Origin of the sequence: uncultured Mobiluncus sp., assembly GCF_947254095.1 — a bacterium.
GTDB lineage: Bacteria > Actinomycetota > Actinomycetes > Actinomycetales > Actinomycetaceae > Mobiluncus.
On record NZ_CAMYBV010000004.1, the window covers coordinates 82,948 to 107,517 of the forward strand.

General features: G+C 54.9%; 23 protein-coding genes. 13 read left to right on the forward strand and 10 right to left on the reverse strand.

All coding sequences use genetic code 11. The features are described 5' to 3' along the window. Positions 1-704: 704 nt before the first annotated feature. The gene (locus tag Q0X47_RS02295) at positions 705-1,982 is read right to left on the reverse strand and encodes an ATP-binding protein (RefSeq protein WP_297722385.1); all 1,278 of its coding nucleotides are present in this window, start codon (positions 1,980-1,982) and stop codon (positions 705-707) included. Between the two features lie 317 nt (positions 1,983-2,299). Between Q0X47_RS02295 and Q0X47_RS02300 the strand changes: the two genes are divergently transcribed. The 3 genes from Q0X47_RS02300 (at position 2,300) to Q0X47_RS02310 (ending at position 4,007) form a co-directional block, all read left to right on the forward strand. Continuing rightward, positions 2,300-2,821, forward strand: a complete 522-nt coding sequence (locus tag Q0X47_RS02300; protein ID WP_297722388.1) for an isoprenylcysteine carboxylmethyltransferase family protein — start codon at positions 2,300-2,302, stop codon at positions 2,819-2,821. Positions 2,822-3,007: 186 nt separating this feature from the next. After that, positions 3,008-3,643 (forward strand): hypothetical protein, encoded by a 636-nt coding sequence (locus Q0X47_RS02305; RefSeq protein ID WP_297722391.1) that lies wholly within the window; start codon positions 3,008-3,010, stop codon positions 3,641-3,643. A gap of 16 nt (positions 3,644-3,659) precedes the next feature. Beyond that, positions 3,660-4,007 (forward strand): transcriptional regulator, encoded by a 348-nt coding sequence (locus tag Q0X47_RS02310; protein WP_297722393.1) that lies wholly within the window; start codon positions 3,660-3,662, stop codon positions 4,005-4,007. A gap of 117 nt (positions 4,008-4,124) precedes the next feature. On the opposite strand, the gene Q0X47_RS02315 is transcribed toward Q0X47_RS02310, so the two are convergent. Both Q0X47_RS02315 and Q0X47_RS02320 read right to left on the reverse strand, forming a co-directional pair. Next, positions 4,125-4,367 carry a type II toxin-antitoxin system Phd/YefM family antitoxin gene (locus Q0X47_RS02315; protein WP_282922013.1) on the reverse strand — a complete coding sequence of 81 codons (243 nt, stop codon included), beginning with the start codon at positions 4,365-4,367 and terminating at the stop codon, positions 4,125-4,127. Between the two features lie 212 nt (positions 4,368-4,579). Further along, positions 4,580-5,551, reverse strand: coding sequence for a sugar-binding transcriptional regulator (locus tag Q0X47_RS02320; RefSeq protein ID WP_297722396.1), 972 nt, complete (start codon positions 5,549-5,551; stop codon positions 4,580-4,582). Between the two features lie 192 nt (positions 5,552-5,743). On the opposite strand from Q0X47_RS02320, the gene Q0X47_RS02325 reads away from it, so the two are divergent. The 6 genes from Q0X47_RS02325 to Q0X47_RS02350 are packed head-to-tail and all read left to right on the forward strand — an operon-like array spanning position 5,744 to position 11,274. Beyond that, on the forward strand, positions 5,744-6,733 hold the full coding sequence (locus Q0X47_RS02325) for a phosphotriesterase (RefSeq protein ID WP_297722399.1): 990 nt from the start codon (positions 5,744-5,746) through the stop codon (positions 6,731-6,733). Next, on the forward strand, positions 6,734-7,387 hold the full coding sequence (locus Q0X47_RS02330) for an orotidine 5'-phosphate decarboxylase / HUMPS family protein (RefSeq protein ID WP_297722401.1): 654 nt from the start codon (positions 6,734-6,736) through the stop codon (positions 7,385-7,387). Beyond that, positions 7,384-8,280 (forward strand): L-ribulose-5-phosphate 3-epimerase, encoded by an 897-nt coding sequence (locus Q0X47_RS02335; RefSeq protein WP_297722404.1) that lies wholly within the window; start codon positions 7,384-7,386, stop codon positions 8,278-8,280. The genes Q0X47_RS02330 and Q0X47_RS02335 overlap by 4 nt, the downstream gene beginning before the upstream one ends. Further along, positions 8,277-8,948, forward strand: a complete 672-nt coding sequence (locus Q0X47_RS02340) for an L-ribulose-5-phosphate 4-epimerase (RefSeq protein ID WP_297722407.1) — start codon at positions 8,277-8,279, stop codon at positions 8,946-8,948. The genes Q0X47_RS02335 and Q0X47_RS02340 overlap by 4 nt, the downstream gene beginning before the upstream one ends. Continuing rightward, positions 8,945-9,892: a sugar kinase gene (locus tag Q0X47_RS02345; RefSeq protein ID WP_297722409.1), complete on the forward strand. Its 948-nt coding sequence runs from the start codon at positions 8,945-8,947 to the stop codon at positions 9,890-9,892. Before Q0X47_RS02340 ends, Q0X47_RS02345 begins: the two co-directional genes overlap by 4 nt. 29 nt (positions 9,893-9,921) lie before the next feature. Next, entirely contained in the window at positions 9,922-11,274 is a 1,353-nt protein-coding gene (locus Q0X47_RS02350) for an MFS transporter (protein WP_297722412.1), read from the forward strand. A gap of 130 nt (positions 11,275-11,404) precedes the next feature. On the opposite strand, the gene Q0X47_RS02355 is transcribed toward Q0X47_RS02350, so the two are convergent. The 6 genes from Q0X47_RS02355 to Q0X47_RS02380 are packed head-to-tail and all read right to left on the reverse strand — an operon-like array spanning position 11,405 to position 17,041. Continuing rightward, the gene (locus tag Q0X47_RS02355) at positions 11,405-12,091 is read right to left on the reverse strand and encodes a VOC family protein (protein WP_297722415.1); all 687 of its coding nucleotides are present in this window, start codon (positions 12,089-12,091) and stop codon (positions 11,405-11,407) included. 34 nt (positions 12,092-12,125) lie between these two features. Then, on the reverse strand, positions 12,126-13,055 hold the full coding sequence (locus Q0X47_RS02360) for a hypothetical protein (RefSeq protein ID WP_297722417.1): 930 nt from the start codon (positions 13,053-13,055) through the stop codon (positions 12,126-12,128). 11 nt (positions 13,056-13,066) lie between these two features. Further along, positions 13,067-14,077 (reverse strand): transketolase family protein, encoded by a 1,011-nt coding sequence (locus Q0X47_RS02365; protein ID WP_297346259.1) that lies wholly within the window; start codon positions 14,075-14,077, stop codon positions 13,067-13,069. Positions 14,078-14,079: 2 nt separating this feature from the next. Beyond that, positions 14,080-14,943 carry a transketolase gene (locus tag Q0X47_RS02370; RefSeq protein ID WP_297722420.1) on the reverse strand — a complete coding sequence of 288 codons (864 nt, stop codon included), beginning with the start codon at positions 14,941-14,943 and terminating at the stop codon, positions 14,080-14,082. Between the two features lie 14 nt (positions 14,944-14,957). Next, entirely contained in the window at positions 14,958-16,241 is a 1,284-nt protein-coding gene (locus Q0X47_RS02375; RefSeq protein WP_297722424.1) for an aminotransferase class III-fold pyridoxal phosphate-dependent enzyme, read from the reverse strand. 29 nt (positions 16,242-16,270) lie between these two features. Continuing rightward, the gene (locus Q0X47_RS02380) at positions 16,271-17,041 is read right to left on the reverse strand and encodes a hypothetical protein (RefSeq protein ID WP_297722426.1); all 771 of its coding nucleotides are present in this window, start codon (positions 17,039-17,041) and stop codon (positions 16,271-16,273) included. Positions 17,042-17,311: 270 nt separating this feature from the next. On the opposite strand from Q0X47_RS02380, the gene Q0X47_RS02385 reads away from it, so the two are divergent. Continuing rightward, the gene (locus Q0X47_RS02385; RefSeq protein ID WP_297722428.1) at positions 17,312-18,697 is read left to right on the forward strand and encodes a glycine--tRNA ligase; all 1,386 of its coding nucleotides are present in this window, start codon (positions 17,312-17,314) and stop codon (positions 18,695-18,697) included. 45 nt (positions 18,698-18,742) lie between these two features. Further along, entirely contained in the window at positions 18,743-20,026 is a 1,284-nt protein-coding gene (dusB, locus tag Q0X47_RS02390; RefSeq protein WP_297722431.1) for a tRNA dihydrouridine synthase DusB, read from the forward strand. A 10-nt stretch (positions 20,027-20,036) separates the two neighbouring features. Here the strand turns inward: dusB and Q0X47_RS02395 are convergent, their stop codons facing one another. Further along, complete coding sequence (locus Q0X47_RS02395; RefSeq protein ID WP_297722433.1) at positions 20,037-20,816, reverse strand: hypothetical protein; 780 nt, start codon at positions 20,814-20,816, stop codon at positions 20,037-20,039. 339 nt (positions 20,817-21,155) lie between these two features. Here Q0X47_RS02395 and Q0X47_RS02400 point away from each other — a divergent pair, with 339 nt between their 5' ends. After that, positions 21,156-22,457, forward strand: coding sequence for a deoxyguanosinetriphosphate triphosphohydrolase (locus tag Q0X47_RS02400; RefSeq protein WP_297722436.1), 1,302 nt, complete (start codon positions 21,156-21,158; stop codon positions 22,455-22,457). 26 nt (positions 22,458-22,483) lie between these two features. Further along, a complete protein-coding gene (gene dnaG, locus Q0X47_RS02405; RefSeq protein WP_297722438.1) occupies positions 22,484-24,568 on the forward strand; it encodes a DNA primase in 2,085 nt (694 codons plus the stop codon). The last annotated feature ends 2 nt before the right edge of the window (positions 24,569-24,570 follow it).

Sequence of the window (24,570 nt, forward strand, 5' to 3'; positions counted from 1 at the left end):
GACATTCATGGCATTTGAAAATTGAGTACTTCTGTCAGATTAGGAGTGTTATTACGATGTATGATTGGGAGGCTATTCGGTCTTTGGCGCGGCCAGGTGTTCTGAAAGCGCAGATTGCTAGGGACTTGGGGTTGGCGCGTGTTGTTGGAGTGTAATCGCCACCGCGTTATCAACAGCTAGGTAGTCTCCGCACCTGCGGGGATGAGTCTTTGCGCCGGGCGGTCTAAATCGGATGATAGAAAATCCGCCTCATGTATTCCCCACGAGGGGTTTTATATTTCATGAGCCACCCGGCTAAAATCCTGGTGATAATTCTATCAGGGGATTTTTCGCCCCGCGGCACAGGTGGTCCCCGCGCCTGCGGGGATGAGCCGTACGCGCTACAATCTGTTATCATAAAAGTGTTGAGGCGGGGCCAGCCCACCAGGCTACGCAGTAGCACGGGCAGGCTTACCGCCTCAACACATATCTAAACCGTCTTGGCTATGAGCCGGGGCGGTTTTGTGGTTCTTGCACCTGCGGGGATGGGTCCACGGCGTTGCCAAACGTGTCTCTGTTCGGTGCAGCTGCCGAAGACCGCGCCAGCTTGCGCCAACGAGTCGTGGAAAAGCTCCAAACCCTGTTTGATCGTTTTTACGTGCTGTAAAGTTTGTTGCAATTCAAGCCGGCGCGGTATCAGCCACAGTTTCTATTGCGTGAGCACTCTAGGCTCCGAGGTTTCCGCACGTGACGACGTGCACCCCGTCGTCACGTGTGTAGCTAAGTTTCCCTGCGGTGACGACCAGCAAAACTGGCGGGTTATCTGCGCCGGCGACGTATCGTTCGTTGAATTTCTTTAAATGAGTGGCGGCGGTCTCGATGGTGGTATCGCTAGAACCGAGTTTCACCTCGACTAAAACGGTGCGGCCTGCTATCTCCAGCACCGCGTCGACTTCCAGACCATCCGCACCGCGTCCGTGATAGATTTCTTGGCGACTCATGAACTGTAAATCATGCACTACCTGAGACTCGAAAAGCTGTCCGAAGAACTCTAAATCCCTCAACAAAACATCTGCGTCGGCGTGCAGCGCGGCCACGGCCAGAGATGGGTCAGCCAGATGTCGTTTCGGGGTTTCCCGCAGGGGGACACGCGACCGCAGGTGGGGTCGCCATGCCGCTTGGTTTTGCATCGCAAAGATGCGCTCCAAGGAATCGAGGTATTCGCGCACCGTGTCGCGAGACAGTTCGGTGTCGCGTGCCAGGGTAGTGGTGGTTATCTCGGTTCCCACGCCGCGTGCCAGGGCGGACAGTAGTCTCTTTACACGTTGCGGGTCACGATAAGTCGAATCGGGCACCCGAATGTCCACAGCTGCGATAGTTTCCAGATAGTCGCGATTGTTGGCGGCAGCTTGCTTGGCGGTCAGTCCCAGATTCCCAGGCCAGCCCCCGAAAGCGAGGCGCGAGGCTATATCCCCAACCTCGAGTTTGCTGGGGCGTGGCTCAATTTTTTCTCCGGCCGGCAGTTTCACCAGCTCGAAGAGGGAAGCCGTGCCATCGCTATGTCCGGTCTCTAAGAAGGTCATGGTTCCCATCGTCAGGCGTGCGAAACGCCCAGCTCCGGAATGCTTGGCGGCACCCGCTCCGGGCGCGGTTGAGCCCGTGAGGATGAACTGTCCGGGTTCGCGACGCCGGTCAATCTCGTGCCTGGCTAAATCCCACAAGATAGGGTGGATCTGCCACTCGTCTATCAGTCGGGGCGTTGCTCCTTTGAGTGCCTGTTCAGGCAGGATTTCGAGTTGCTTGGCCAGCTCTGGGTCGATATCCGCCTGGAGGGTACTTTGCGCGATTTGCCGCGCGGTTTCGGTTTTCCCGCAGGCCTTCGGTCCGGTAATCAACACTCCGCCAGCCCGTTGCAGCGCGGCTTTGAGGTCTTGGTCGGCCAAACGCGCCTGATATGGCGTGGGAGTTGTGGGGTCGGATTCAGTCATGTTTTTCCTGTTCATGAGATGCTAGTCGTCAATTTAACGCAGTTCGAGTAGTCAATTTATTTGGATTCCAGTCGTCATTTTATCATAAAACCAGTCGTCAATTTATTTGATTTCTAGTCGTCAATTTAGTGAGTTTCGATTATTACACTGACTTCGTACCGGTTTCACCAGGCCTTTCTGTCAAAACGCAGTGCTAAAACTAGCGAAACGCAGGAAATGCTTTCTGGCATCGCAGCGGAAATTGGGTGGGCAAAGAGTCCTATGTCCCGGTGCGGCTTGCCCCTCGCTGTTGCGAATTCATTTGCCGGATTGAGGTATGCAAAAATGTATTTGTGAGCAAGACGTCCCCTTCCCATTTGCCCGTGCTTGGGGTAGGGCCTTTTTATGTTTCTGGAATTTTCGCCGTCACGATTTTCGCAACCATTTTCAAGTATTTAGGATGGCTGAGAATCGGAACTATCGATAACTCATGGATCCGAAAACTTTTGATTCTGATTGGCATTGTTTTGATGGTGGAGGCTATAACCGTGTGGTGTTTCGCCGTGTTTGGCTCGCACATGGTAGAAAGCGTCAAAACCGGTCAATTGATGACCACTGGAATCTACGCTTGGGTGCGCCATCCTGTCTACACAGCTTTCTTCCTGCTCAACACCGGTTTTCTGATTTTGCAAGCAAACTGGTGGTTGATGGTCTTACCGTTTGGTTATTGGCTGGCGTTAAGTATTTTGCTGAAATACACCGAAGAACTCCGGTTGCAGGAGAAATTCGGTGCTCAGTACGCCAAGTACGCAGCTCGCGTAAATCGTGTATTCCCCTGGCCGCCGCGCGGCTCCAAAGGCTTGCGGTTGTCATAAACCGAACTGCTGTCGGGGAATATCACCTCCAATTTTACCCGGACTAACCGCCATTAGTTGCTTGCCAATATGGCAAGCAACCTGCTATAGTTGCCATATCGGCAACTAACTTTGTGACGGGTGTAGTTCCGGCTCGAATTAGGCGCCTGGCACAACCTGAGACACCTAGCGAGACGGGAAATAACAATGGAATCAGATAATCCCAGGGAAACCGCGAGCTCTCTAAGTGCGGAGGAAGCTCAGCGGATGTTGGCTGAAGTTGATGCAGTCATGGATCGGGTCATCAGCGTGGAGCGGTTCCCGAAGTGGTGGCTGGCGGTTTATGCGGTGTTGCCTGCGTTGGCGATTTCGCTGCCCCTATTATTGCCCGGCAAATGGTCGAGCTTGTTGGTGACCGTGGCAGGTCTCGCAGTAGCGTGGATGGTGGTCTTTTGGCTGGTGTGGCCCAGGTTGACGCGAACCGGATTGGGACGAGATGAGCGTCTGTTGATGAAGGGAACACTCACCTTTCCGTGGATTTTCTTTCCTCAGTTTCACCAGGTTTTTTATCACGAGTTGCAGGGTCACGAGTTGCTGGTTGTGGCGTTGGCCTTGGTGCTGCCGGCTTTGTTTCATCTGGTATGTGGGATAGCAATCCTGCGTTGGTATCGTCGCAGGATTCGGGCGCGAGCCTTTGATTTCACCGAATCTGAGGCTATCTGGGACTCGGCTCAGCGAGAGATTGACCGCAGACTTCGTGAAATTGACGCTCACGATCGAGCGCAGTGTGCCGCACGGCGCAACCTTGTGAACCCGTCAACCCCGGAAGTCCCGGAAAGCTGACGCGGGAGACTTGTGAATGAAAAAAACCGCGAAAAACCACCAAAAACCACAAACCGAGCGTGATTTCGAGAACGTGGCGGCGGCTTTCGACGAGCTGATTCACTCGCCGAATCGCCTGAGAATCTGCGCCGCCCTGGCGGCGGTAGCTGAAATCGAGTTTGCGAATCTGGAACGCAGTGTTGGAATCACAACCCAACTGATGAGCAAGCAGCTCAAGCTGTTGGCTCATGCAGGGTACATCCACATGGAGAAACGCCCCGAAACCATCGGGCGACCGCGCACCTGGGTGTCTTTCACCCCGGCGGGCAGGCGCGCTTATTCCGGGCACATCAACGCGCTGCGTGCCATTACTGGAGAAATGTGACTATTCGAGGTGAGCTTGCACCCACTCCAGCAGGGTGGGGTAGTCGGCTAGGAGTCCCGCCGCTCTCAGAAACAAGGCGTTCATGGAGGGCCAAAATTTGTGCTTTTGAAAGAATCTTCATTTGGCTAGCTCTTCATACACGTGGCGATTGCGCTCCATGATTTGTTTCGAAGCGGCCAAGACCTCGGAGTCGGCAGCTTCTTGAGGCGTGTCCAGCCGGTTGAACTCAATGATGACGTAACGCGGCTCGTTATTCTTCATAATGACGGCGCTCCCGTGTTGGTCAACTAGCCTAGCGACCTTGGAAAAGTTTTGGTTCGCTTCTGAAATAGGCACCAAAGTTGCGGTATCAATGTTCATTTTCTCTCCCTCAACACCTTAATTATGCAATTAATTCTAGGATTAATAAATAGTCCAAATTGGGGAAGCTTGCGTTGAAGGAATACTCCCCAATCCAGAGTCACCAAGTCGGCTCATCCTTTACGAAAGGATTAACTACCAATCGAAACCGATGCCAAACAGCAAATGTTTTGTCAAAGGCTGTGGGCACATGGCATCGAAAGAAATGCTTTTCAGCTGATGATGTAATTCTCAATCAGAGCCAATGCGGTGTACTCATCGGTGACCAGGGCATCCGCATAACGTCCGGTCAGGATAGCGTGTAAGGCGTCCACCTTTTCCTCTCCATAGGCAATCGCCACGACGAATGGAATGTTGCGCAACTGGGCAGGCTCTAAACACACTGTGCGCTGGCAGAGAGTGGTGTCTACGTGGTTGCCTTTTGCGTCGATGTAGTGTCCGCACAAGTGTGCCACGGCGTGCTTTTTCCGTACCTCGCGTTGGATATTTTGCGTAATCCACTTTCTGAGAATAGGGCTTGAACCACTTTCTTTTACCGAACCAACGCCGACCAAAGCCGCATCCGCTCGGGCTGCAAGGTCCAAAGTTCGAGACACTGAGGGCTCCTGACGCATGGCTCGGGCGGCTAATTCCGTTTCGAACACCAGGGGAACGGGTAGTGTCCAATAGTTTCCACCGAGTCTTTTTGCCATGTTGCGGCACAGTTCCGGGCTGTCTATGAAAGGTAATTCGCTTCCCGTCATTCCCAGGATGGGTACCACGCAAGAGGAAATCCAGTGATGACGGGGGAGTTGAGCAACGGTTGCGGCTACGGCGCGACCGTTGGAGATGGCAATAGTCGAACGGGAAGAACAGTGCGTCAGCAGTAACTCTGCGGCGAGTTTACCGGTAGTGGATTCTGTGTTAGTTGCGCTCGCCGCCGAAACCCGCACTTCCTTGATGCGATAACTGCTGCTGATCTGTTGTTCCAGTGTGGCCAAGCGCTCGTGGGGGTGCGATATCTCGATGTGTACCATACCGCAACGTTTGGCTTCTGCCAGCAGGCGGGAGACGGTCACTCGCGAGTAGCCGATCTCCTCGGCAATCTCAGACTGTTTGGCGTCGTCCAGGTAGTATCGCCTGGCAACGGTAAGTAGAAGCTCAAAGTGCTTTCTGTCATTCACGGGACTTTCTGAACTGAACATATGTTCATTATAAGTAATCTTCTTGATAACATCTACAGTGATTACCTCAGGTAACGTAAGGTTATTTAACAATATCACACACTCTTGTGAACAAATGTCCATAAGAGTGATTGTTTTTACCCGCATAGTCACCCTAGAGTGTGTAACACGATCCGATGAGGGATCACTACTGGCTATTCGAAGGAGAATTTCATGAGTATTGCAAGAACTATTCAGGGTGATGTTGCCCCAGAATCCCTCGGCGTGGTTAATGCCCACGATCACCTGATTCGCACCGGTGCTGGCGAAGTCTACATTGATGGCGACCACTTGTTGGCTGATGTCGATAAGGCAGTCGAAGAGGCCACCTATTTTGCTGAAGCTTCGCTGAAGTGGAGCGAACATGGCGGCACCGTGGTGGACATGTGCCCTGCTAATTCCGGCCGTGACATGGAAAAATTGTTGGAAGTCAACAAGCGTGTAAAGAATCTGCAGATCATTGCCACTACAGGTTTTCATCGGGAAAAGGTGTATTTGGAGACGCGTTCCCACTGGGTGAGTCGCTACACGGTGAACCAAATTGCTGACCTGCTCATCAAGGACATCACTGAAGGTATTGACCGTCACGACTATTCAGGGCCTATCGTCGAACGCACTAACATCAAGGCTGGGTGTATCAAGGTTGCGACCTCCTACGGCATGATTACGGCTTTTGAACACAAGTGCATGGAAGCTTGCGCTATTGCTTCGATTGAAACGGGTGCACCAATCAACACGCATACTACTTTTGGTACCTGCGGTCTGGAACAGGCACAGGAGCTCATCAAATTGGGTGTTCCTGCTGATCAGATTGCCATCGGACATATTCAGCGTAACGCGGACGTGTGGTATTTGAAGCAGATTCTGGAGACAGGTGCATGGCTAGAAATCGATGGAACAAATCGTATTAAGTACCAACCTGATTCAAACCGCATTATGGAGCTGCGCGAACTGGGCGAGATGGGCTACGGCAAGCGCATCATGCTGGGCACCGACTCTGGCAAAGCTTCCTATCAAAAAGCGTACGGTTCTGTGACTGGTGTTGACTACAACCCGGCTGTGGATGGCCCGCGCATGTTGGATGAGGGATTTGATCCAGATTACGTGAAGGACCTGCTCATGTACAACGCGCAGCGGTTCTTTACCATGCGGAAGGACAGCTAAATGGCACCCCGTCTACAGATTGCCCTCGACACCCTCACCATGGAGGATGCGTTGGCACCCCTGCAGAAAGCCCAAAACCAAATCGACATCATTGAATGCGGCACTATCTTGATTATCAACCAGGGACTTCGTGCGGTTCGTGAAATTCGGGCTTTGTTCCCGGATCGGCCGATTCTGGCGGATGTGCGTATCGCGGAGGCAGGTTCGCTCATCTCACGCAACTGCTTTGAAGCGGGGGCGTCTTGGGTGTCTTGCGTGGCCGGTGCATCGCTCACCACTATTGAACAGGTAGTGCAGGTGGCCAACGAGTTTCACGGTGAAGTTCAGGTCGAATTGGCCGAAGAACATTACACCTTGGAAAAAGCCAAGCGATGGGCTGATATCGGGGTGAAACACGCCATTGTGAAGCGTTCCCGTGATTTGGAGGCAGCAGGCAAACTGGAATGGGGCTCCAAGGACTTCGACCGTATTGCCGAGCTGAAAAACCTGGGATTCACGGTAACGGTTACTGGCGGCATCACCGTCGAGGATCTGGGCGTATTTACCGGCCATAATCCTGACATCGTGATTGCGGGACGTTCCATCGTCAAGGCTGAAGACCCGTTGGCCGCAGCCACCGCACTGCAAAACAAGATTGCGCAGGTGTGGGGATGATGGTGCGTCGCAAAGAATCTGCAGTTACGCTCGGAATTTACGAGAAAGCACTGCCCGGCAATACGAATTGGGAACAGTTCTTTGCCGCTGCACGCCAAGCGGGGTTCTCTTTCGTTGATCTTTCTATTGATGAAAGTCAAGAGAGGTTGGCGCGTCTGGACTGGGATTATCAGCAGCGTCAACTGGTGCGAGAAGCCGCGAAAAACTCAGGTATTCGCCTCGGGGGGATTTGCCTGTCAGCACATCGAGGCATCATGCCAGGTTCACAAGATGCCCAGATGCGCCAGCGCGCCCTGGATCTCTATTACAAAGCGATTGATTTCTGCGTAGACCTGGGGATTCCGGTCGTTCAAGTAGCTGGATATTTTGCCTACTATGAGCCAGCCAGTCCCGAGGCGCGGGAACGCTATCTCGAAGTATTGGCTCAAGCGCTGCCGTATGCGGAGCAGCGAGGCATCATCCTTGCTATTGAGAACGTGGACGGCAACGACTTGGCAGCGATACCAGATGCCATGGAAGTTCTGAAAGAACTGCCTTCTCCGTGGCTGCAAATTTATCCGGATATCGGAAATATTGCGGAGCACGGGGGAGATGCCACTACTGAACTCGCGGCTGGAGAGAACCACATGGTGGCTATCCATGTAAAGGATGTGCTGCCGGGGCAACCCCGACGTATTCCTCTCGGAGAAGGCGTCGCGGACTTTCCAGCAGCATTCGCCGAATTGGCGCGGCAGCGCTGGAGCGGTCGCGTCATGTTGGAAATGTGGAACGACGACTCCCCCGATTCCATTGACAAATGTGTGGCTGGTCGGGAATGGCTGCAAGCACGTCTGCGAGAAGCCGGCATTACCGTCATCAGCCCCGAAACATTCCAGAGAGGAAGTGAGCAATGATGCTGCAAGAGTTACGTGAACAAGTGTGCGAGGGAAACCTTGAGCTACCGCGGCACAACCTGGTCGCCTGGACAGGGGGAAACCTCTCGGCGATTGATGAAGAAACCGGATACATCGTCATCAAACCTTCAGGTATGCGTTATGAGGAAATGACTCCTGACGACATGGTTGTGGTTGCTCCGGATGGAAAAGTCGTGGAAGGCAAACACGGACCATCTTCGGACACTAGCTCTCACCTATACGTTTACCAACACAGAAAGGACGTTAAATCAGTCATACATACGCATTCTCGTTATGCTACTGCTTTTGCGGCGATAGGAGAGCCAATCCCTTGTTGCCTAACGGCTATTGCTGACGAGTTCGGAGGACCAATTCCTTGCGGGGGATATGCTCGCATCGGAGGGAACGAAATCGGTGAAGAAATAATCCGTTCTATTGGTTCTGCTCCGGCCATTTTGATGAAACAACACGGCGTTTTCACCATCGGTCCCAGTATCAAAAAAGCCTTGCAAGCAGCAGTAATGGTCGAAGATGTCGCTCGCACCGTAGCTATTGCTCGCACTATTGGACAAATCAGTGATTTGCCCGCAACAGAAATATCCGCTAACTATGACCGTTACCAAAACCGGTACGGGACTATGAATGCAAGTTTAGGAGTTCAACAATGATGTACGACTTAACCACAATAGGTGAAGGTCAAATTCGTTTGACTTGCCATAAAGGTGAACGTTTAGCCTCAGCTAGCAGCCTGCGTATGACGGCAGCCTGTTCGGAAGCAAACGTTTCCGGGCTACTGGCTCAATTAGGGCGTCAGACAGCTTGGTGCACTGTATTACCCAAAGGAGATTTGGCTAACCGGGTGCTATCTGAATTTCGCTCGGTAGGTGTGGATCTCTCTAATGTGGTGATGCGACCAGATGGTCGAGTGGCGCTGTATTTCCTGGAACCTGGGGAATATCCGATGCCTTCTAAAGTTACCTATGACCGCCTACACACTCCGTTTAGAGAGATTCAGATTGAGGACGTGAATTGGGACAGTATGCTGGACACCCGTTTAGTATTCGTCACCGGTATCACCGCCGCCCTCACTGAACACACCGCAAAGGTACTGGCGTATTTCGTGGACAAGGCTCATGAACGCGGGATTGATATCGCTTTGGATGTTAATTACCGTTCGCTGTTGTGGGATGGAGACCAAGCACGAAAAGTATTGGAACCTATGGCGAGGAAATCCTCAGTTGTGTTTTGTTCCCGCCGCGATGGTGAATCTGTTTTTGGAATCACTGGCAATGGCGAAAAGGTCTGCCATGACCTGCGAGAAATGCTGGAAGTACCGATTGTTGTTTCCACAGATCAGTTGGATGGAACCTATATCTCAACTGCTGAAGGGCAGACGGTATTCGAGGTAGAACGTGTCCCCGTTGTGGATCGTCCCGGAGCTGGAGATTCTTTTGTGGCTGGAACTATTCACGGATATCTAGATGGAGATATTCAAGCCGGTGTACGCATAGGCATGCGTACCGCGAAGCTAGCGCTCACTCATCATGGAGATTTAACCTACGTCAATCCCGGTGAGCTTATAGCCGCTAATACCTCAGATATTGTTCGTTAGATTCTCATTTACTCGAAAGGAAATATGTAATGAGTAATGTTAAAACTGCTATGCAGCAGATTGATGAACGCCCGCTTACGGGTCATCAACGGAGCCTGATTGCGTTGACTGTGGTGGGCAATATTTCGGAGTTTTTCGACTTGTTCCTCATCGGTTTCGTGATCGCGCTGCTCATGAAGAGTCCAGGGTGGGAACTCACAGGCTTTCAAGCTGGTATCATCGGTGCCGCCTCCGGTGTGGGCACGGTCATCGGTGCTATCATGTGGGGTCGCTTAGCCGACAGTTTCGGACGTAAAACAGCTTTTGTGGCGTGCATCGTTGTGCTAGTAGTATTTACCGCTCTGTGCTTAACGGTTATGCCTGGTCAATGGCTGATGCTGACTCTTTATCGTATCGGCGTCTGTATTGGCGTAGGCGGTCTAAATATCACCTCGATTCCTTTTGTGCAGGAATTCGTTCCATCCAAACAGCGTGGTCTGTTAGCCGGTCTGACTTCCGTGTTTATTCCACTAGGTATCTTCCTCGGGTCTCTGGCAACTAAGATCCTCGGGGAACCGCTGGGATGGAAGGGCTTGGTAGCTCTGGGGTGCTTCCCGGTAGTGCTGGTTGCTTGGGCGTTCTTCGTTCCGGAATCCCCTCGATATCTGATGTCCCGCGGACGCGTCGAAGACGCTCGTAAAGCCTACGCTTGGGCGATGAACATACCGGTAACAGAAGTTGGTGAATTGCCGGAATATGAACAAAAACCAGCTGCCTCCTACGGAGTTATTTTCTCTAAGTATCCCAAGCAACTGGCTATCGTTACCTTTGGTTCTTTCTGTTTCATTTTAGGCGCTTTCACGATTCAGTCTTGGGGTCAGGCCATCCTGAGCGAGTCCTTCAAGTTCGACATCGGTACGGTTGCCTACCTGTTCATGGGGGTATCTCTAGCCGATTTGCTGGGTCGTCTTGGCTCAGCATGGATTTCAGATCACATTGGTCGTCGTAAAACCATGCTGGTTTGGGGAATCCTGGGTGGTATTGGCTGTCTGATTGCAGCGTTTGCAAGCCAAATTCAGGGTTCCTCGGCAGGGTGGATCTTCTTCCTCGGTATCCTGATTGCCATGGCGTTCGGAGATGGTGCTTTCGGTATCCTCAACGCTTTCGGTTCTGAACAGTTCCCGAACGAGGCCCGTTCTACCGGTCTCGGTCTGGGATACGGCATTGGAGCAACCGCTAAAATCTTCGGTCCCTACCTGGTAGGAGCCATGATTGGTGGTGGCAAGCCCACGCCAGAGGTAGTGTTCGCGCCGTTCATTATCTTTGCGGTATTGCTCTTTGTCGGTGCCGGCATCTATATGCTGGCTAAGGAAACGAAAGCTATACAGTTAGAAGATGTCTAAAGCCCACATCTTATAATTTCATACAAAATTTCGGGGCAGAGCGCCGGCTCTGCCCCGAAATAATTTTGCATTCAAAACTGGGCTAAATCAGACCGAAATCGACTTCGCTCAGTTTGCCTTCAAACGGCGTTCAAACCTTGCGGTAGAACCCTTTCATCATGGTGTACTTCATCACGGTACCGATGAGCGCGCCCAGGCGGCCCAAACCGAGACGAGCCGCGTGAAGGTCGATGAGCTCGACGAGGTTTCCGTCCGGGTCGCGGAAGAAAGCCCAGTCGGCGCCGCCTGCGGAAATCGGCTCATTCATGAACTCCACGCCTTCGCGGCGCAGGCGGTTCACCCAGCCATGCACGTTGGACACGTGGAAGGCGATGTGGGAGTATCCGGGTCGGTTCCAAGTTTCGCGTTCCTCCGTCACTATGGGCGGATCGAACTCGAACACTTCCAGGATGTTACCGGAACGGGAACACATGAATCCCAGACGGACTTGTTTGATGCCCTCCACGTGGTACAACCGCTCGACAGGCTTCAAGTCATCGCCGGTGATTTCCAGGTAGTTCATCAGCTTCAGTCCGAACACCCGGTCATACCACTGGACGGCACGCTCGAAGTTCGCCACGGTCACGCCCACATGGCCCAGACCCCAGTTGATACCGGCGCTAGACATCTTGTTGCGGCATTCCCGCTGCTTGCGTTCCAGGAACTCTTCCTTGCCCAGCTTTTTCAGCTCCAGCGCGTTGTCGACAGCCAACTTGGCGCCGTAGCCCAGAGCCACCAGCACGCCGAGCTTGGTTGCTTTCCGGCAGGTTGCCTTCATGAATCGCCTCTTGCGACTGACTGTTTTAGTTGCTTTATTTCGCATAGTCACCCACCGCCATCATTAGTGCACCGAGTTCGGCACCGTATTCGGGCGAACCTTCCATTGACATACGTCCCGAAGCCTGTGCATCCAGAAGGTCATCTGTCTGCAGCAAGGTTCCCAAAGCGGAGGTCACCGAGTCGAAACGCATCGTAAAGAACGCGGCACTACGCGTGTATTCCCCACGGAATGCCTTTGACTTCCCGGCTTTGATGCGAATATACGCACCGAGTTCGGGATGCCCGTCCACAGCGTACGCATAGACGCGGTCCGGCGAAGGATCCGTCCACGCGTGCACAGCGGGATGCCCGGCCTTATTCAGCTGGCTCATTCCGGTGGTGAGCAGGTAGAACATACACTTCGTCAGCAGTTTCCGGTCGTCCTCGGTCTTTGGTGCCTCCGTCGCTCCCAGCAAGCTGGACATGGCCAGCAGGGACTTCACGGTTGCAACCAAAAGCCCGGGATTGCCCAGCCCTCCGCGAATCTTGGGCAGGTTCACCTTGCCTTTAAAGAAGTCGTTGAACTTCTCGGGGGAGGGGAACTCGATTTCCACATTCGGCAGCGGGTGAGCGCCCAGCTTCGGCGTGACGTTCGCACCGTGAATAATCAGGTGCGTAGCGTAACGCTCCGGGCGTCCGTCTATCGACGTGCCCGCCGGGGTCAGACAAGAAATCTGAACCACGCCTTCCTTGCCCTTGAAAGCGGCCGCCAAATCCGGCTTTTCGGCGATGATCGGCTTCAACAGCGGAATAACCGCGTTGAGGAACACCACGTTGGCGTAGCGAACTTCGTCGTCGATATTGGGATTGGGACCCATCGGGAACGGCTTGGCTTTCGATTTCTTTTCACAAGATTCCCCGCACGCCTTATCGGGCTTAGTTGCCTGAGGCGGGGCGGAGCTTTGTTTCGTTTCTTTAGTCATTGCGCGCTACCTTAGAACTCGTCTTCCCAGTCGTCGTCCTCCTCGAAGTCCATGTGCATGACTTCACGAGCGGCGGCCACACAGCCGTTTTCGTCCCAGCCGTAGTGGGAGTACAGGTCCTCAGGCTGGCCGATAACCGAGAATTCGTCGGGGATGCCGAGCTTCTTTAACACGAAGCCCTTGCGGGTGGTAGCGCCGACATCGGCCACTGCGGTCCCCAGGCCGTTGATGATGTTGTGGTCCTCAACGGTGATGATACGCCGAGTTTCGGTAATCGCCTTGGCGATGGCCTCCTCATCAATCGGTTTCAAGGTGTGGATGTCCAGCACGCGCACGCTCAGGCCGTCCTCTTTGGCGAGGATATCGGCAGCCTGCAAGGCACGCCACACGCCGGAGCCGGTCGCGATGAACGTGAGGTCCGTACCTTCGCGCAGGGTGTTGGCCTTGCCGAATTCGAAGGTCGGAATCTCGTCACGGTAGACAATCTGGTCAAAACCGCGGTTCAGACGCAGATATACCGGTCCAACATGGTCGTAGGCAGCCTGTACACAGTAGGCGGCCTCCAGACCGTCAGCCGGACACATGACCACCAGGTTAGCGAAACTACGCAGAATAGCGATGTCCTCGGTGACGTGGTGAGTGGTACCGGCAGCCCCGAAGGACAACCCTGAGTGGGTACCGATAATCTTCACATTGAGATTCTGGTAGCAGATGTCGGTGCGGATTTGTTCGCAAGCACGCAGAGCCGCGAACGCCCCGAACGTGGAGACGAACGGCATCAGCCCCGCTTTTGCCAGCCCGGCAGAGATGCCGAACATGTTCTGTTCCGCGATACCCACGTTATAGAACCGCTCGGGGAACTCCTTGGCAAACACGGAAATCTTGGTAGATTTCGCCAAGTCAGCCGAAAGCCCCACGATAGTGGGATCCTGCTTGCCCAGTTGCACCAGAGTCTGACCGTATACCTCCGCGGTGGTCAGATTAACCGCGTCAATCGAAGTGTAAGTTAATCCTCCAGCCATGTTTAGGCTCCCTTCACTAGCTCGAGTCGTTTCTGCAGGTGTCGCTTGAGAGATTCGACTGCCTTGGCATGCTTTTCGTCGTCAACAGCGCCGTAGTGCCAGGTGTAGTCGCCTTCCATGAAGTCGATACCTTCGCCCTTCACCGTGTCCATCAGCAACATGGTGGGCTTACCCTTGATGGTGCGCGCCCGATCAAAAGCGTCTACCAAATCGGGTATCGAGTTACCTTTGACCTCAATGACTTCCCAGTTGAATGCACGCCACTTGTCAGCAAACGGTTCCAGACCCATGACGTCGGCGGTCATGCCGTCAATCATGGCGTGGTTGACATCCACGATGCCTACCAGGTTGTCTACCTTGAACTGACCAGCACTCATGGCGGCTTCCCAGATGGAGCCCTCGTTGCATTCACCGTCGCCCATCAGGCAGTAAGTGCGCCATTCCTTGCCGAGCTGACGTGCTCCGAGAGCCATACCCACCGCGAGGGACAGGCCGTGTCCCAGCGAACCCGTGGAAACTTCCAGACCGGGAACCTTGCCCGCGTCCAGGTGAATACCCAGGTGAGAAAGGATATGCGAGTAGGTCGGCAACCAGTCCTTGGGGAAGCACCCCAAGTCTGCGAGGACCGGCCCCATACCCACGCCGATGTGACCCTTGGAGAGCACGAAACGGTCGCGATCCGGGTCGTCCATCTTGTCGGCGCTGAAGTTCATCTCGTGATGATACAGAACGGTCAGTACATCCATGGAGCTCATAGCACCACCGATGTGACCACCACCTGCCCAAATCACCGTGTCGAGAGTGAGCAGACGCAGCCGATTGGCGATTTCTTCGAGTTCCTTGTGTTCTTTAGCCGATAAAGCCATCTTTCCTCCTTTGCTTAGGCCTGAGCCAGAATCTCACGTGACTTGTTCTTAACTACACCCATCGCTTCGTCAGCCACGTCAGCGATGAAGTCGATGTCCTTGTCGGTCAAGGCCGTGTTCATGAAGTGGTTGTGGTGGTTCGTCATGAACACGCCGCGCTTCACACATTCACCCACGAAAGCCTGATGCAGCAGCAGGTTCGGGTCTGCCTTTCCGTCAAGCCCTCTAATCTGGTGGAACAGCAGAGCCGGTTCGCCACTGAAGTGGTAGTCAAAGCCGTGGTGCTTGGCCACTTCAGTCAGACGCTCAATGACCTTCACGCCGTTGTCGTGGCAAATCTTTGCCGCGTCGATTTCACGCATCTTGGTGATGCAGGCAATCGCGGCAGCCATCGGCGGGGCGCTCATCCAGTACGAACCGGTGCACATCACGGAGGCGGCGGCGTCCTTGAGGGACTCGATGCCGGTCACAGCCGAGATGTTGTGTCCGTTGGCGATAGCCTTGCAGAAGCACTCCAAGTCGGCCTTAAAACCGTAGTGGTAATCGGAACCCTTGATATCCAAACGCCACCCGCAGCGCACATCGTCAACGATGAGGACGATGCCTTCGCGGTCACAGATGGAACGAATCTTGTTCCAGTAGCCTGCCGGCGGCAAGACGCTGTCCTCAAAGACCGGGTGGTGGTACGGGGTAGCGATAAAGGCGGCAATCTCGCCCTTATATTCAGCCGCGAGACGTTCCACCGCGGCGGTGTCGCCCCAATCCACCAGCAGCTTGTCCTCGACCTCTTTCTTGCCCACGCCGGGGGCGCCCCAACCTTGGGTCCACCCAATCACGCCGTGATAGCCGCCGTTGATAGCGATGAACTTGTCCCGTCCGGTAGCGGCACGCGCCACCATCAGAGCGTAGTTCGTAGCATCCCCGCCGTTCTTGGCAAAGAAAGCCCAGTCGGCCATTTCGACCGTATCCACCATCAACTCGGCCAAATCGACCATGATAGTGCCGGGCTGAACCGCACAGTTCAGGATTTTGGCCTGCTCAGCTACGGCTTTATCCACATCGGGGTCGTTGTAGCCCAGAATCATGGGACCGTAGGCGCACATCATATCGACGTACTTGTTGCCGTCCACGTCCCAGAAGTAGGCGCCTTGTGCTTTTGAAGCAAACAGGGGGTAGGCGCTGATAGGCATGAAGCAGCCTTCTGCCGGCCCCAAGTGCCCATAGACGCCGCCGGGGATAACCTCAACCGCGCGCTCGTACCATTCGTGGCTCTTGGTGTGTTCGTAAGTTTTCATCATTTTGTTTTGTCCTTCCTCACGCGCGTTTTCTAGCTCAAGTAGAACGGCACCATGCCGAGGATCTTGTTCATGTTGTCCAACAGGGGAACGTATCCGCCCAGCTTAATCAGCTCTCGGCCGATAGCGGGGTAAGATGCGAGTTCGCCGCGCAGGACCTGGCCTGTCGTATCCAAATCGGAAAAGACCATGAAAGCGTGACGTCCATGGGGACCCGCAGCCTTGGGCTCATCGCCGTCGACGATGCGCGCGTGGTGGTCATTGATGACCATGGTCAAAGCCGGGCCGTTGGCAATCTTTAGTCCGATAGTGCCGTCGCACATTCCCTTAGCGACTTGGACGCCTTTGGGGTCGTGGTTGGCAATCTCAGCCATCGCATAGACCGCCACGTGCAACGTCAGCAGGGAGTTAATCCTCGCGAACTCGGGATCCTGCAGCAGCTGCGGGGTCGGCCTTAAGTAATAGGACAGCCGGTCGGTGATCTCGGTGAACGTACCGGTCAAGTACTTCAGTTTGGTGAAGCCCTTTAGCGGTACGGGAATCCCTTTGCCTTCGAACATCTTGTTGACCATGTTCGGCATGGGGAAGCCCAGGCTCATGTCAGCCGGACCTCCACCGGGGAAGAACTCAATTTTGCCGTTGCCCAGCTTGAGCCGGACAGAACCGACGTTCGCTGCCTTGAATTGCAAGGTCAGCGGGACATGTTCCAAGAGCTGTTTCGACTTGGGGTCGAGCTCCGGGAGCTTCTCGAGTGTACGCAAAACTGCCTTAAGATTGACGGCAGCCATAGCAGTTTGATTCATAAACCCACCTCATCGTGTGTTTTGTGTTTACTTGGCAAATGCAATTATAGTGTGGAATCCAATTTTTGTGCAGTAGTTTCACGGGAGTGTTTTTCGGGATTTTAACTGAAATGCTCCCATATTCGCGGATTCGCGGTTGAGGTTCGGGCTGGGCAGAGGCACCGAATTCGTCCCCGGAGGTTTGCCAGCTAAACTAGGGCTGGTGCCTTCCCGCTGGAAAACCAGGAAAAAGCGCGGGGCGGCAGAAAGCAACATCAATAAGGAGCACAAGTGGCATCAACGATGGATTCAGTAATTTCTTTGGCGAAACGCCGCGGTTTTGTTTACCCATGTGGTGACATCTACGGCGGGACGCGCGCGGCGTGGGACTACGGCCCCTTGGGTGTAGAACTGAAAGAAAACATCAAGAAGGCCTGGTGGAACTACATGGTACGTTCCCGCGAGGACGTGGTGGGTCTGGACTCCTCGGTAATTTTGCCGCCGAAAGTGTGGGACGCTTCGGGCCACCTCAAGGCTTTCACTGACCCGCTCATCGAGTGTCTCAACTGCCACAAGCGCTTGCGCGAGGACGACCTGCAGGAACAGTACGCCGAGAAACACGGCATTGCGAAACCAGACGATGTCAGCATGGATGACGTCTCCTGCCCGAACTGTGGCGTCAAGGGGAAGTGGACGGAACCCCGGGCTTTCTCGGGACTGCTTAAGACCTACCTGGGGCCGGTGGACGACGAATCCGGCCTGCACTTCCTGCGCCCGGAAACCGCCCAAGGCATCTTTATCAACTTCGCCAACGTGATGACGACCGCCCGCAAGCGCCCGCCCTTCGGCATCGGCCAGATTGGTAAGTCTTTCCGCAACGAAATCACTCCGGGCAACTTCATCTTCCGTACCCGCGAGTTTGAACAGATGGAGCTGGAGTTCTTTGTGGAACCCGGCACCGACGAAGAATGGCACCAGTACTGGATTGACCACCGCTTTGAGTGGTACACCGACCTGGGGATTAAGGCGGAAAACCTGCGGTTGTACGAACATCCGAAGGAAAAGCTGTCGCACTATTCCAAGCGCACGGTGGACATCGAGTACGCCTTCGGTTTTGAAAACTCCAAGTGGGGCGAGTTGGAGGGTATCGCTAACCGTACCGACTATGACCTGGGCGTACATATGGACGCCAGCGGTCAGAAACTCGATTATTACGACCAGGCCAACGACAAGCGCTGGATTCCTTACGTTATCGAGCCCTCCGCCGGTTTGACTCGCTCCCTGATGGCTTTCCTGATTGAGGCCTACACCGAGGACGAAGCCCCGAACACCAAGGGCGGGGTGGACAAGCGGACCGTGCTGCGCCTCGACCCGCGCCTGAGTCCGGTCAAGGTAGCGGTACTGCCGCTGTCCCGCAAGGACGAACTGCCCGAAATCGCCCAAAATATCGCCGCCGAACTGCGCAAATACTGGAACGTGGAATATGACGATGCCGGAGCCGTGGGGCGCCGCTACCGTCGTCAAGACGAAATTGGCACGCCCTACTGCGTCACTGTGGACTTTGATTCCCTAGAGGACCAGGCCGTGACGGTTCGTGAACGCGACACTATGACCCAAGAGCGTATCGGACGGGATAACTTGGTCGCCTACCTGCGCGATCACCTGCCGATTTGCTAATGGCACGGCGATTTTCCGCGACTGAAATACTGGGCGGAGGCATTTTTGGCTCCACAGCATCTACAGATTCCACAGTGTAAATACCCGCCTCTGCGCATTGGCGGGGTTGAGTTCACGACCCCCATTGCCCTAGCGCCGATGGCGGGGGTGACGAACGCTCCGTTTCGCGATTTGTGCGCGGATTTTTCACGTCAAGGGCTGCCGCCCGACTTTGTTTCCGCGTCCCACCTGGGTGGGGCATCCGGGATGCTTCGCGGCGTCGAGGGCATGTTTGTCAACGAGATGATTACCGCGAAAGCGCTGTTGATGGACTCGGCGCGTTCGTGGATTATGGCGCAATCCGGGCCGGGGCAAACTGTTCGCGTGCTGCAGCTTTACGGGGTGGTGGGGGCTGACCTGGCATGGGCGGCTCGTGAGCTTATTGCTCGGGATCTGGTCGATGTTATTGATCTGAATTTTGGTTGCCCGGTACCGAAAGTTACCCGCAAGGGCGGGGGAGCGGCTCTGCCGTGGAAGACCGCGTATTTTGGTGACCTCATCGGGCAGGTGGTGAGGGCGGCTAAAGAGGCCTCTCGGACAGCCCGACGTGGCGTCGACGTGCCGGTGACCGTAAAAATCCGGATCGGGATTGACGAGGCTCACGAAACGTTGCTGGACGCGGGACGGGCCGCGCAGGACGCGGGGGCAGCTGCGCTCACGCTGCACGCCCGTACCACGAACCAGTATTATTCCGGGCACTCCGATTGGGCAAGAATCCGCGAACTAGTTGACGTGGTTGACATTCCCGTGTTGGGCAACGGTGACGTGTTTTCCGCCCAGGACGCGCTGGAAATGTTTGCGCAAACCGGATGTGCGGGAATTGAGATTGGCCGGGCTGTACAAGGCCGGCCCTGGATTTTTCGCGAAATCACGGCAGCTTTGTGGGGCCAGCCGATTCCTGTGGGGCCGACCTTGGGTGAAATCGCCGCGATTATCTTGGCTCACGCCCGCGGTCTGGTGAACCACTTTGGTAACGAACAGGCAGCCCTGCGGGATATGCGCAAACATGTGGGATGGTATTTACGTGGTTTTAATCTGGGTGGAGCGACTCGTGCGGAGCTGACCCGCGTCGAAACGTTAGATGACCTGGAAAGTCGCCTGCACGACCTTGTGCAGTCGCTCGACCCGAACACCCCCTATCCCGAAGCGGCGCAAGGCAAACACGGTCGTTCCCGCGCCCAGCGCCACGTCAAGCTGCCCGAAGGCTGGCTCGACACCCGCGAAATCGATGATGCGACCGCGCGCATACTTCACTTGGGGGAAGACGCGGCGGATCCTTATCGTGCCTAGTCAGCTGGGTCTAATGTTCGTGCAGTGAGTGCAGCTCAGCTAGTCTAGAGGCAAATTCCTCTATAAGGTTGTCTTGATTCAACTGGCCGTGTTGCTGCATTGCCCAGGCGCGCCGATACGGAATTCCCGTGAAATCATGCGCTGAAATCACATTAGCAGCTTCTGGTGGAAAAAAATCCGCTCCGGAGGCCTCAATAGCTTGCAGCAGTATTTGGCAGTCTATTTGAAAACTTGGTTTTTTCGTGAATATATAATGGGCTCGACCGAGAGAATCATCTACCTCCACATTTGGTGAGTTTACGACCGCTTCGGAAACTACATTCCATCCAAAGGGGATTCCAATAACGCCTCGAAAAAGGTCGTTAATAACGTATTCATTGCAATATTTTGGCAGGGTGAATCCACCTGGCTGACGCACGAATTGATTCTCGTGGTTTAGGAAATTATCGACGTGCGCGCGCATGATTTCTGTGACGGTGTCAAAATTGATCGCATCAGTGTTTTGGAGGTAACGTCTTAGTTTCCAAGTGCAGACCCCAAGGTTGCTGAGCGTGGTGAAGGCCTCTCGCCAGGAAAAATTTGACCGCAGGGGCTCCAGACGGGAATCCAAGTATTCCTTGAGCTGGCTTTCGCGGGTAATAGGCCGAGTCATATCAGCATAAGGCCAATCCGAATCCATGGCGATATCCATCACCGGGTAAATCGTAGGGAATTCGCTGGTTTCAACGGATTCTGTCACTTCTACATCATGCCAGCCAAGCAAATCGGCTATGTCAAGAAAATCCAACATGATTGTCTCTTACACTGGGCGGGCTGAATTAATCCAATTCGGACATACTGTTGGTCCTAGACAATAGGCGGTAATCAAACCCTGAATCTGTCCTGGTGGTAGCCATATGCTCTTATTCCATGTCTGAGCCAGGATATCGCCTTGACCATTACCTGAACGGGAGTCAAAAACAGCTCTTGTTTTCATGGCATATTCTCCTTACCCGGGTTTTGAAGCCTGTTCTGTATGGGGGTATTTTACAAACCTCCATGCTCAGTTTGCATCAGACGGTTTTGTAAGAACACCGGCAAATGTAGGTGTTATATGGTGAAACCTGGATTGGGTCGGTAAGGTGGAAGTGTGAATGAGATTGGGGTTTATCCGGCGGACGTGCATGAACGTTTCGTGACCGAGACACATAAACGCGGGGAACGCACCGATTTTGAACGCGACCGGGCACGGATACTCCATTCCTCGGCGCTGCGCCGGCTCGGTGAAAAAACGCAGGTATTGGGTCCCATTGCCAACGATTTTTCGCGCACGCGCCTGACCCATTCCTTGGAAGTTGCCCAGGTCGGACGTGAACTTGGCAAGGGCCTAGGGTGCGATCCTGACGTGGTCGATGCGGCCTGTTTAGCCCACGACTTGGGGCATCCGCCCTTCGGCCATTCCGGGGAGCGAGTGCTCAATGACTTGGCCAAGGATATTGGCGGGTTTGAGGGTAATGCCCAGACGTTGCGCCTGGTGACCCGCTTGGAGCCGAAAGTCGTCAGTCCCCAAGGTCAGTGGGTGGGGCTGAACCTGACTCGCGCCACTCTCGATGCCATCGCGAAATATCCTTGGCTGCGTGGCGAAGGGCCTCATGGCGCGGATTCCCCCAAGTTTGGGGTCTACGCCGAAGACCGGGACGTTTTCCAGTGGCTACGCGCCGGTGCCCCTGTGAATCATCGCTGCATCGAGGCTCAAGTTATGGACCTCGCCGATGACATTGGCTACTCAGTCCATGACGTTGAGGATGCGGTTGCCCTCGGGTCGGCCAACTTGGGAGACCTGGAAAACGAAAGAACTTTTGTTGACGTGGTTGACATCACGAGGCGTTGGTACGCGAGTTCTTTCGGTCCGGGCAAGTTCAGCGCGGACGACTTGGCGGCGGCCCATGAAAGGCTGCGGCAAATGCCTTTCTGGCTGACTGAGCCGGTGGCAGATTACCGTTCCCAAGCCGCTTTGAAAGACATGACTTCCCAGCTCATCGGGCGATTCGCGTTAGCCTGTCACGACGCTACCTGCCAACGATACGGAGAACGCCCTCTGGCTCGCTACGACGCGGACGTCATCGTCCCCCTCGAAACCCAAGCGGAAATCCTGTTGCTCAAAGGTATCGCTGTGTACTACGTCATGGCGCCGCGTGAAAACACTCATGACCACCTGAGTCAGAAACAAATTCTCTCTGACTTGGTGTGGGCGCTTCTGGAACAGGAAGCAACCGGGCAGAGGGTCTTGCAGGAGCCTTACCGGACCGAGTGGCTGCGCGCGGAGGAACATCATCTGGGTCGGGATGCCGGCCGCCTGCGGGCGGTAATAGACCAGGTAGCGAGCTTGACTGACCTGTCGGCAGCCGCCTGGCATGCCCGTTTAGTGGGGATGATTACGCAACCCGTCTGACCCAAAACTTAGGCTAGTATGATTGCATGGCTTCCAAGTTCGACCCCGACGACCTGCAAAAGATACGCGAAGCTATCCCCATTGAGTCGGTGGTCAGCGACTATGTGAGTCTGCAGCGTAAAGGCAGCTCACTGATGGGCTTGTGCCCGTTCCATGACGAAAAAACGGCGTCATTTAGCGTGACGCCGGTGCGCAATCTGTGGCACTGCTTCGGTTGCGGTGAGGGTGGGGACACCATCGACTTTGTGCAGCGCATCGAGGGGCTGACTTTCCCCGAAGCTGTCGAATTTTTAGCCGCAAAAGCCGGAATCACGATGCACTACGTGGAGGGCGCGGCCATCACGAAAGATCACGTGGAGCCGGGAACACGGCAGCGCCTACTGGAATGCAACCAGGTAGCGCAGGACTTTTTTGTGTCTCAACTCGTGTCGCCGGGGGCAGGGCGGGCGCGGAATTTCATAGAAGGACGAGCGTTCACGTCCCAAGACGCGGCTCGCTTTGGCATGGGCTACGCACCTCCTGGCTGGAACAACCTCACCGATTACCTCCGTTCGAAAGGCTTCACCGACCAGGAGATTGTGACGGTCGGCTTGGGCAAATCGGGACAACGCGGCATCTATGACGTGTTTCGGGACCGAGTTATGTGGCCTATCAAAGATCCGGCCGGAGCCATACTGGGTTTCGGCGGACGGCGTTTAGACGATTCAGATCCGCAAGTCCCGAAATACATCAACACCCCAGAATCCCCGATTTATCACAAATCCTCTGTGCTCTACGGTCTGGATTTGGCGCGGCCGAACATCGGTAAAGAGCGGCGCTGCGTCATCGTCGAGGGATACACCGACGTGATGGCGGCGCATTTGTCCGGCATCACCACCGCGGTCGCGACCTGCGGTACCGCATTTACAGAAGAACACGCGAAACAGATTCGCCGATTCATCGGGACTTCCACGGACAGTGCCTCCTCTCTAAAGCTGCCTGGTGGTCTGCCTCCGCGCGGCGGAGAGGTCATCTTCACTTTTGACGGTGACGCCGCCGGACAAGCCGCAGCTCTCAAGGCTTTCCGCACCGACCAGGACTTTGCCTCCCAGGCTTTCGTAGCAGTCGCCGACGATGGTTTGGATCCCTGCGATTTACGGATGCAGCGCGGGCCAGGGGCGGTGCGTGACCTGATTGAGAGTCGCCGACCCCTATTTGATTTCGTGTTAAAGACCCTCATCGCGAAATATGACTTGGAAAGCCCCGCGGCCCGCATCGAAGCTATGCGTGCGGCAGCCCCGGTGGTGGCGGAAATTCGTGACAAGGCATTGCGAACCGAATACGTGAAACAACTGAGCGGCTGGCTGGGGGCCAATACCAGGGATACCTGGTACGCGGTCAATGAGGCTTGGAAATGGAATCGTTCCCAACAGCGTGCTGGCGCCAGCTCCGACCGGTCGTCGCGTTCGGGACCGGGGGGACCCGGCAGCGCTTCCCGCGGTAGTGGAAACGGTGCCAATCCCGGAAACATGACCGGGGAAGCCGCGGCGGGTTCGACCCAGATTTTTCCACAAACTCGGCTGGATTCGGCGGTGGATACCGATCCGATTTGGCGGGTGGAACGCGACGTGTTGATAGCAGCTTTGCAGTTCCCGGGCTTAGCTGCCCAAACTGCTTTTGACACGTTGGATCCCGAGAGTTTCACCCAACCCACGTTGCGCGCCATTTTTGAGGTCGTCGCCGCGATTGGAGGTACCGAGGAATATCAGCGCCTGGCTGAGGCCGCCCAAACCGCGGGAGAACCAAATCCCGGAAACCTGGCTCTGAACCGTTGGGCTGCAGCGGTGAAAGCCCAGGCTGGTCCCGTCCTGGTGGGGGCTTTGACGAACCTGGCGACCCGTCCGGCGCCCCTGTATGAAACGGGTCAGTCAGACCAGCAGACCAGAGCCGCGGCGGAGTCTTGGGTGCAAAACGCGGTGGAATCCATGGAACGCAAAGGGTTGAACGCCAAAATTGCCAGCCTGAAAGCCCAGCTGCGGCGTCTCGACTCTGACTCGCCGGAAAAACCGGAAGTGTTTGCCAAACTCATCGATTTGGAAAACCGGATGCGCGAACTGAATCCCGAATTCTGACC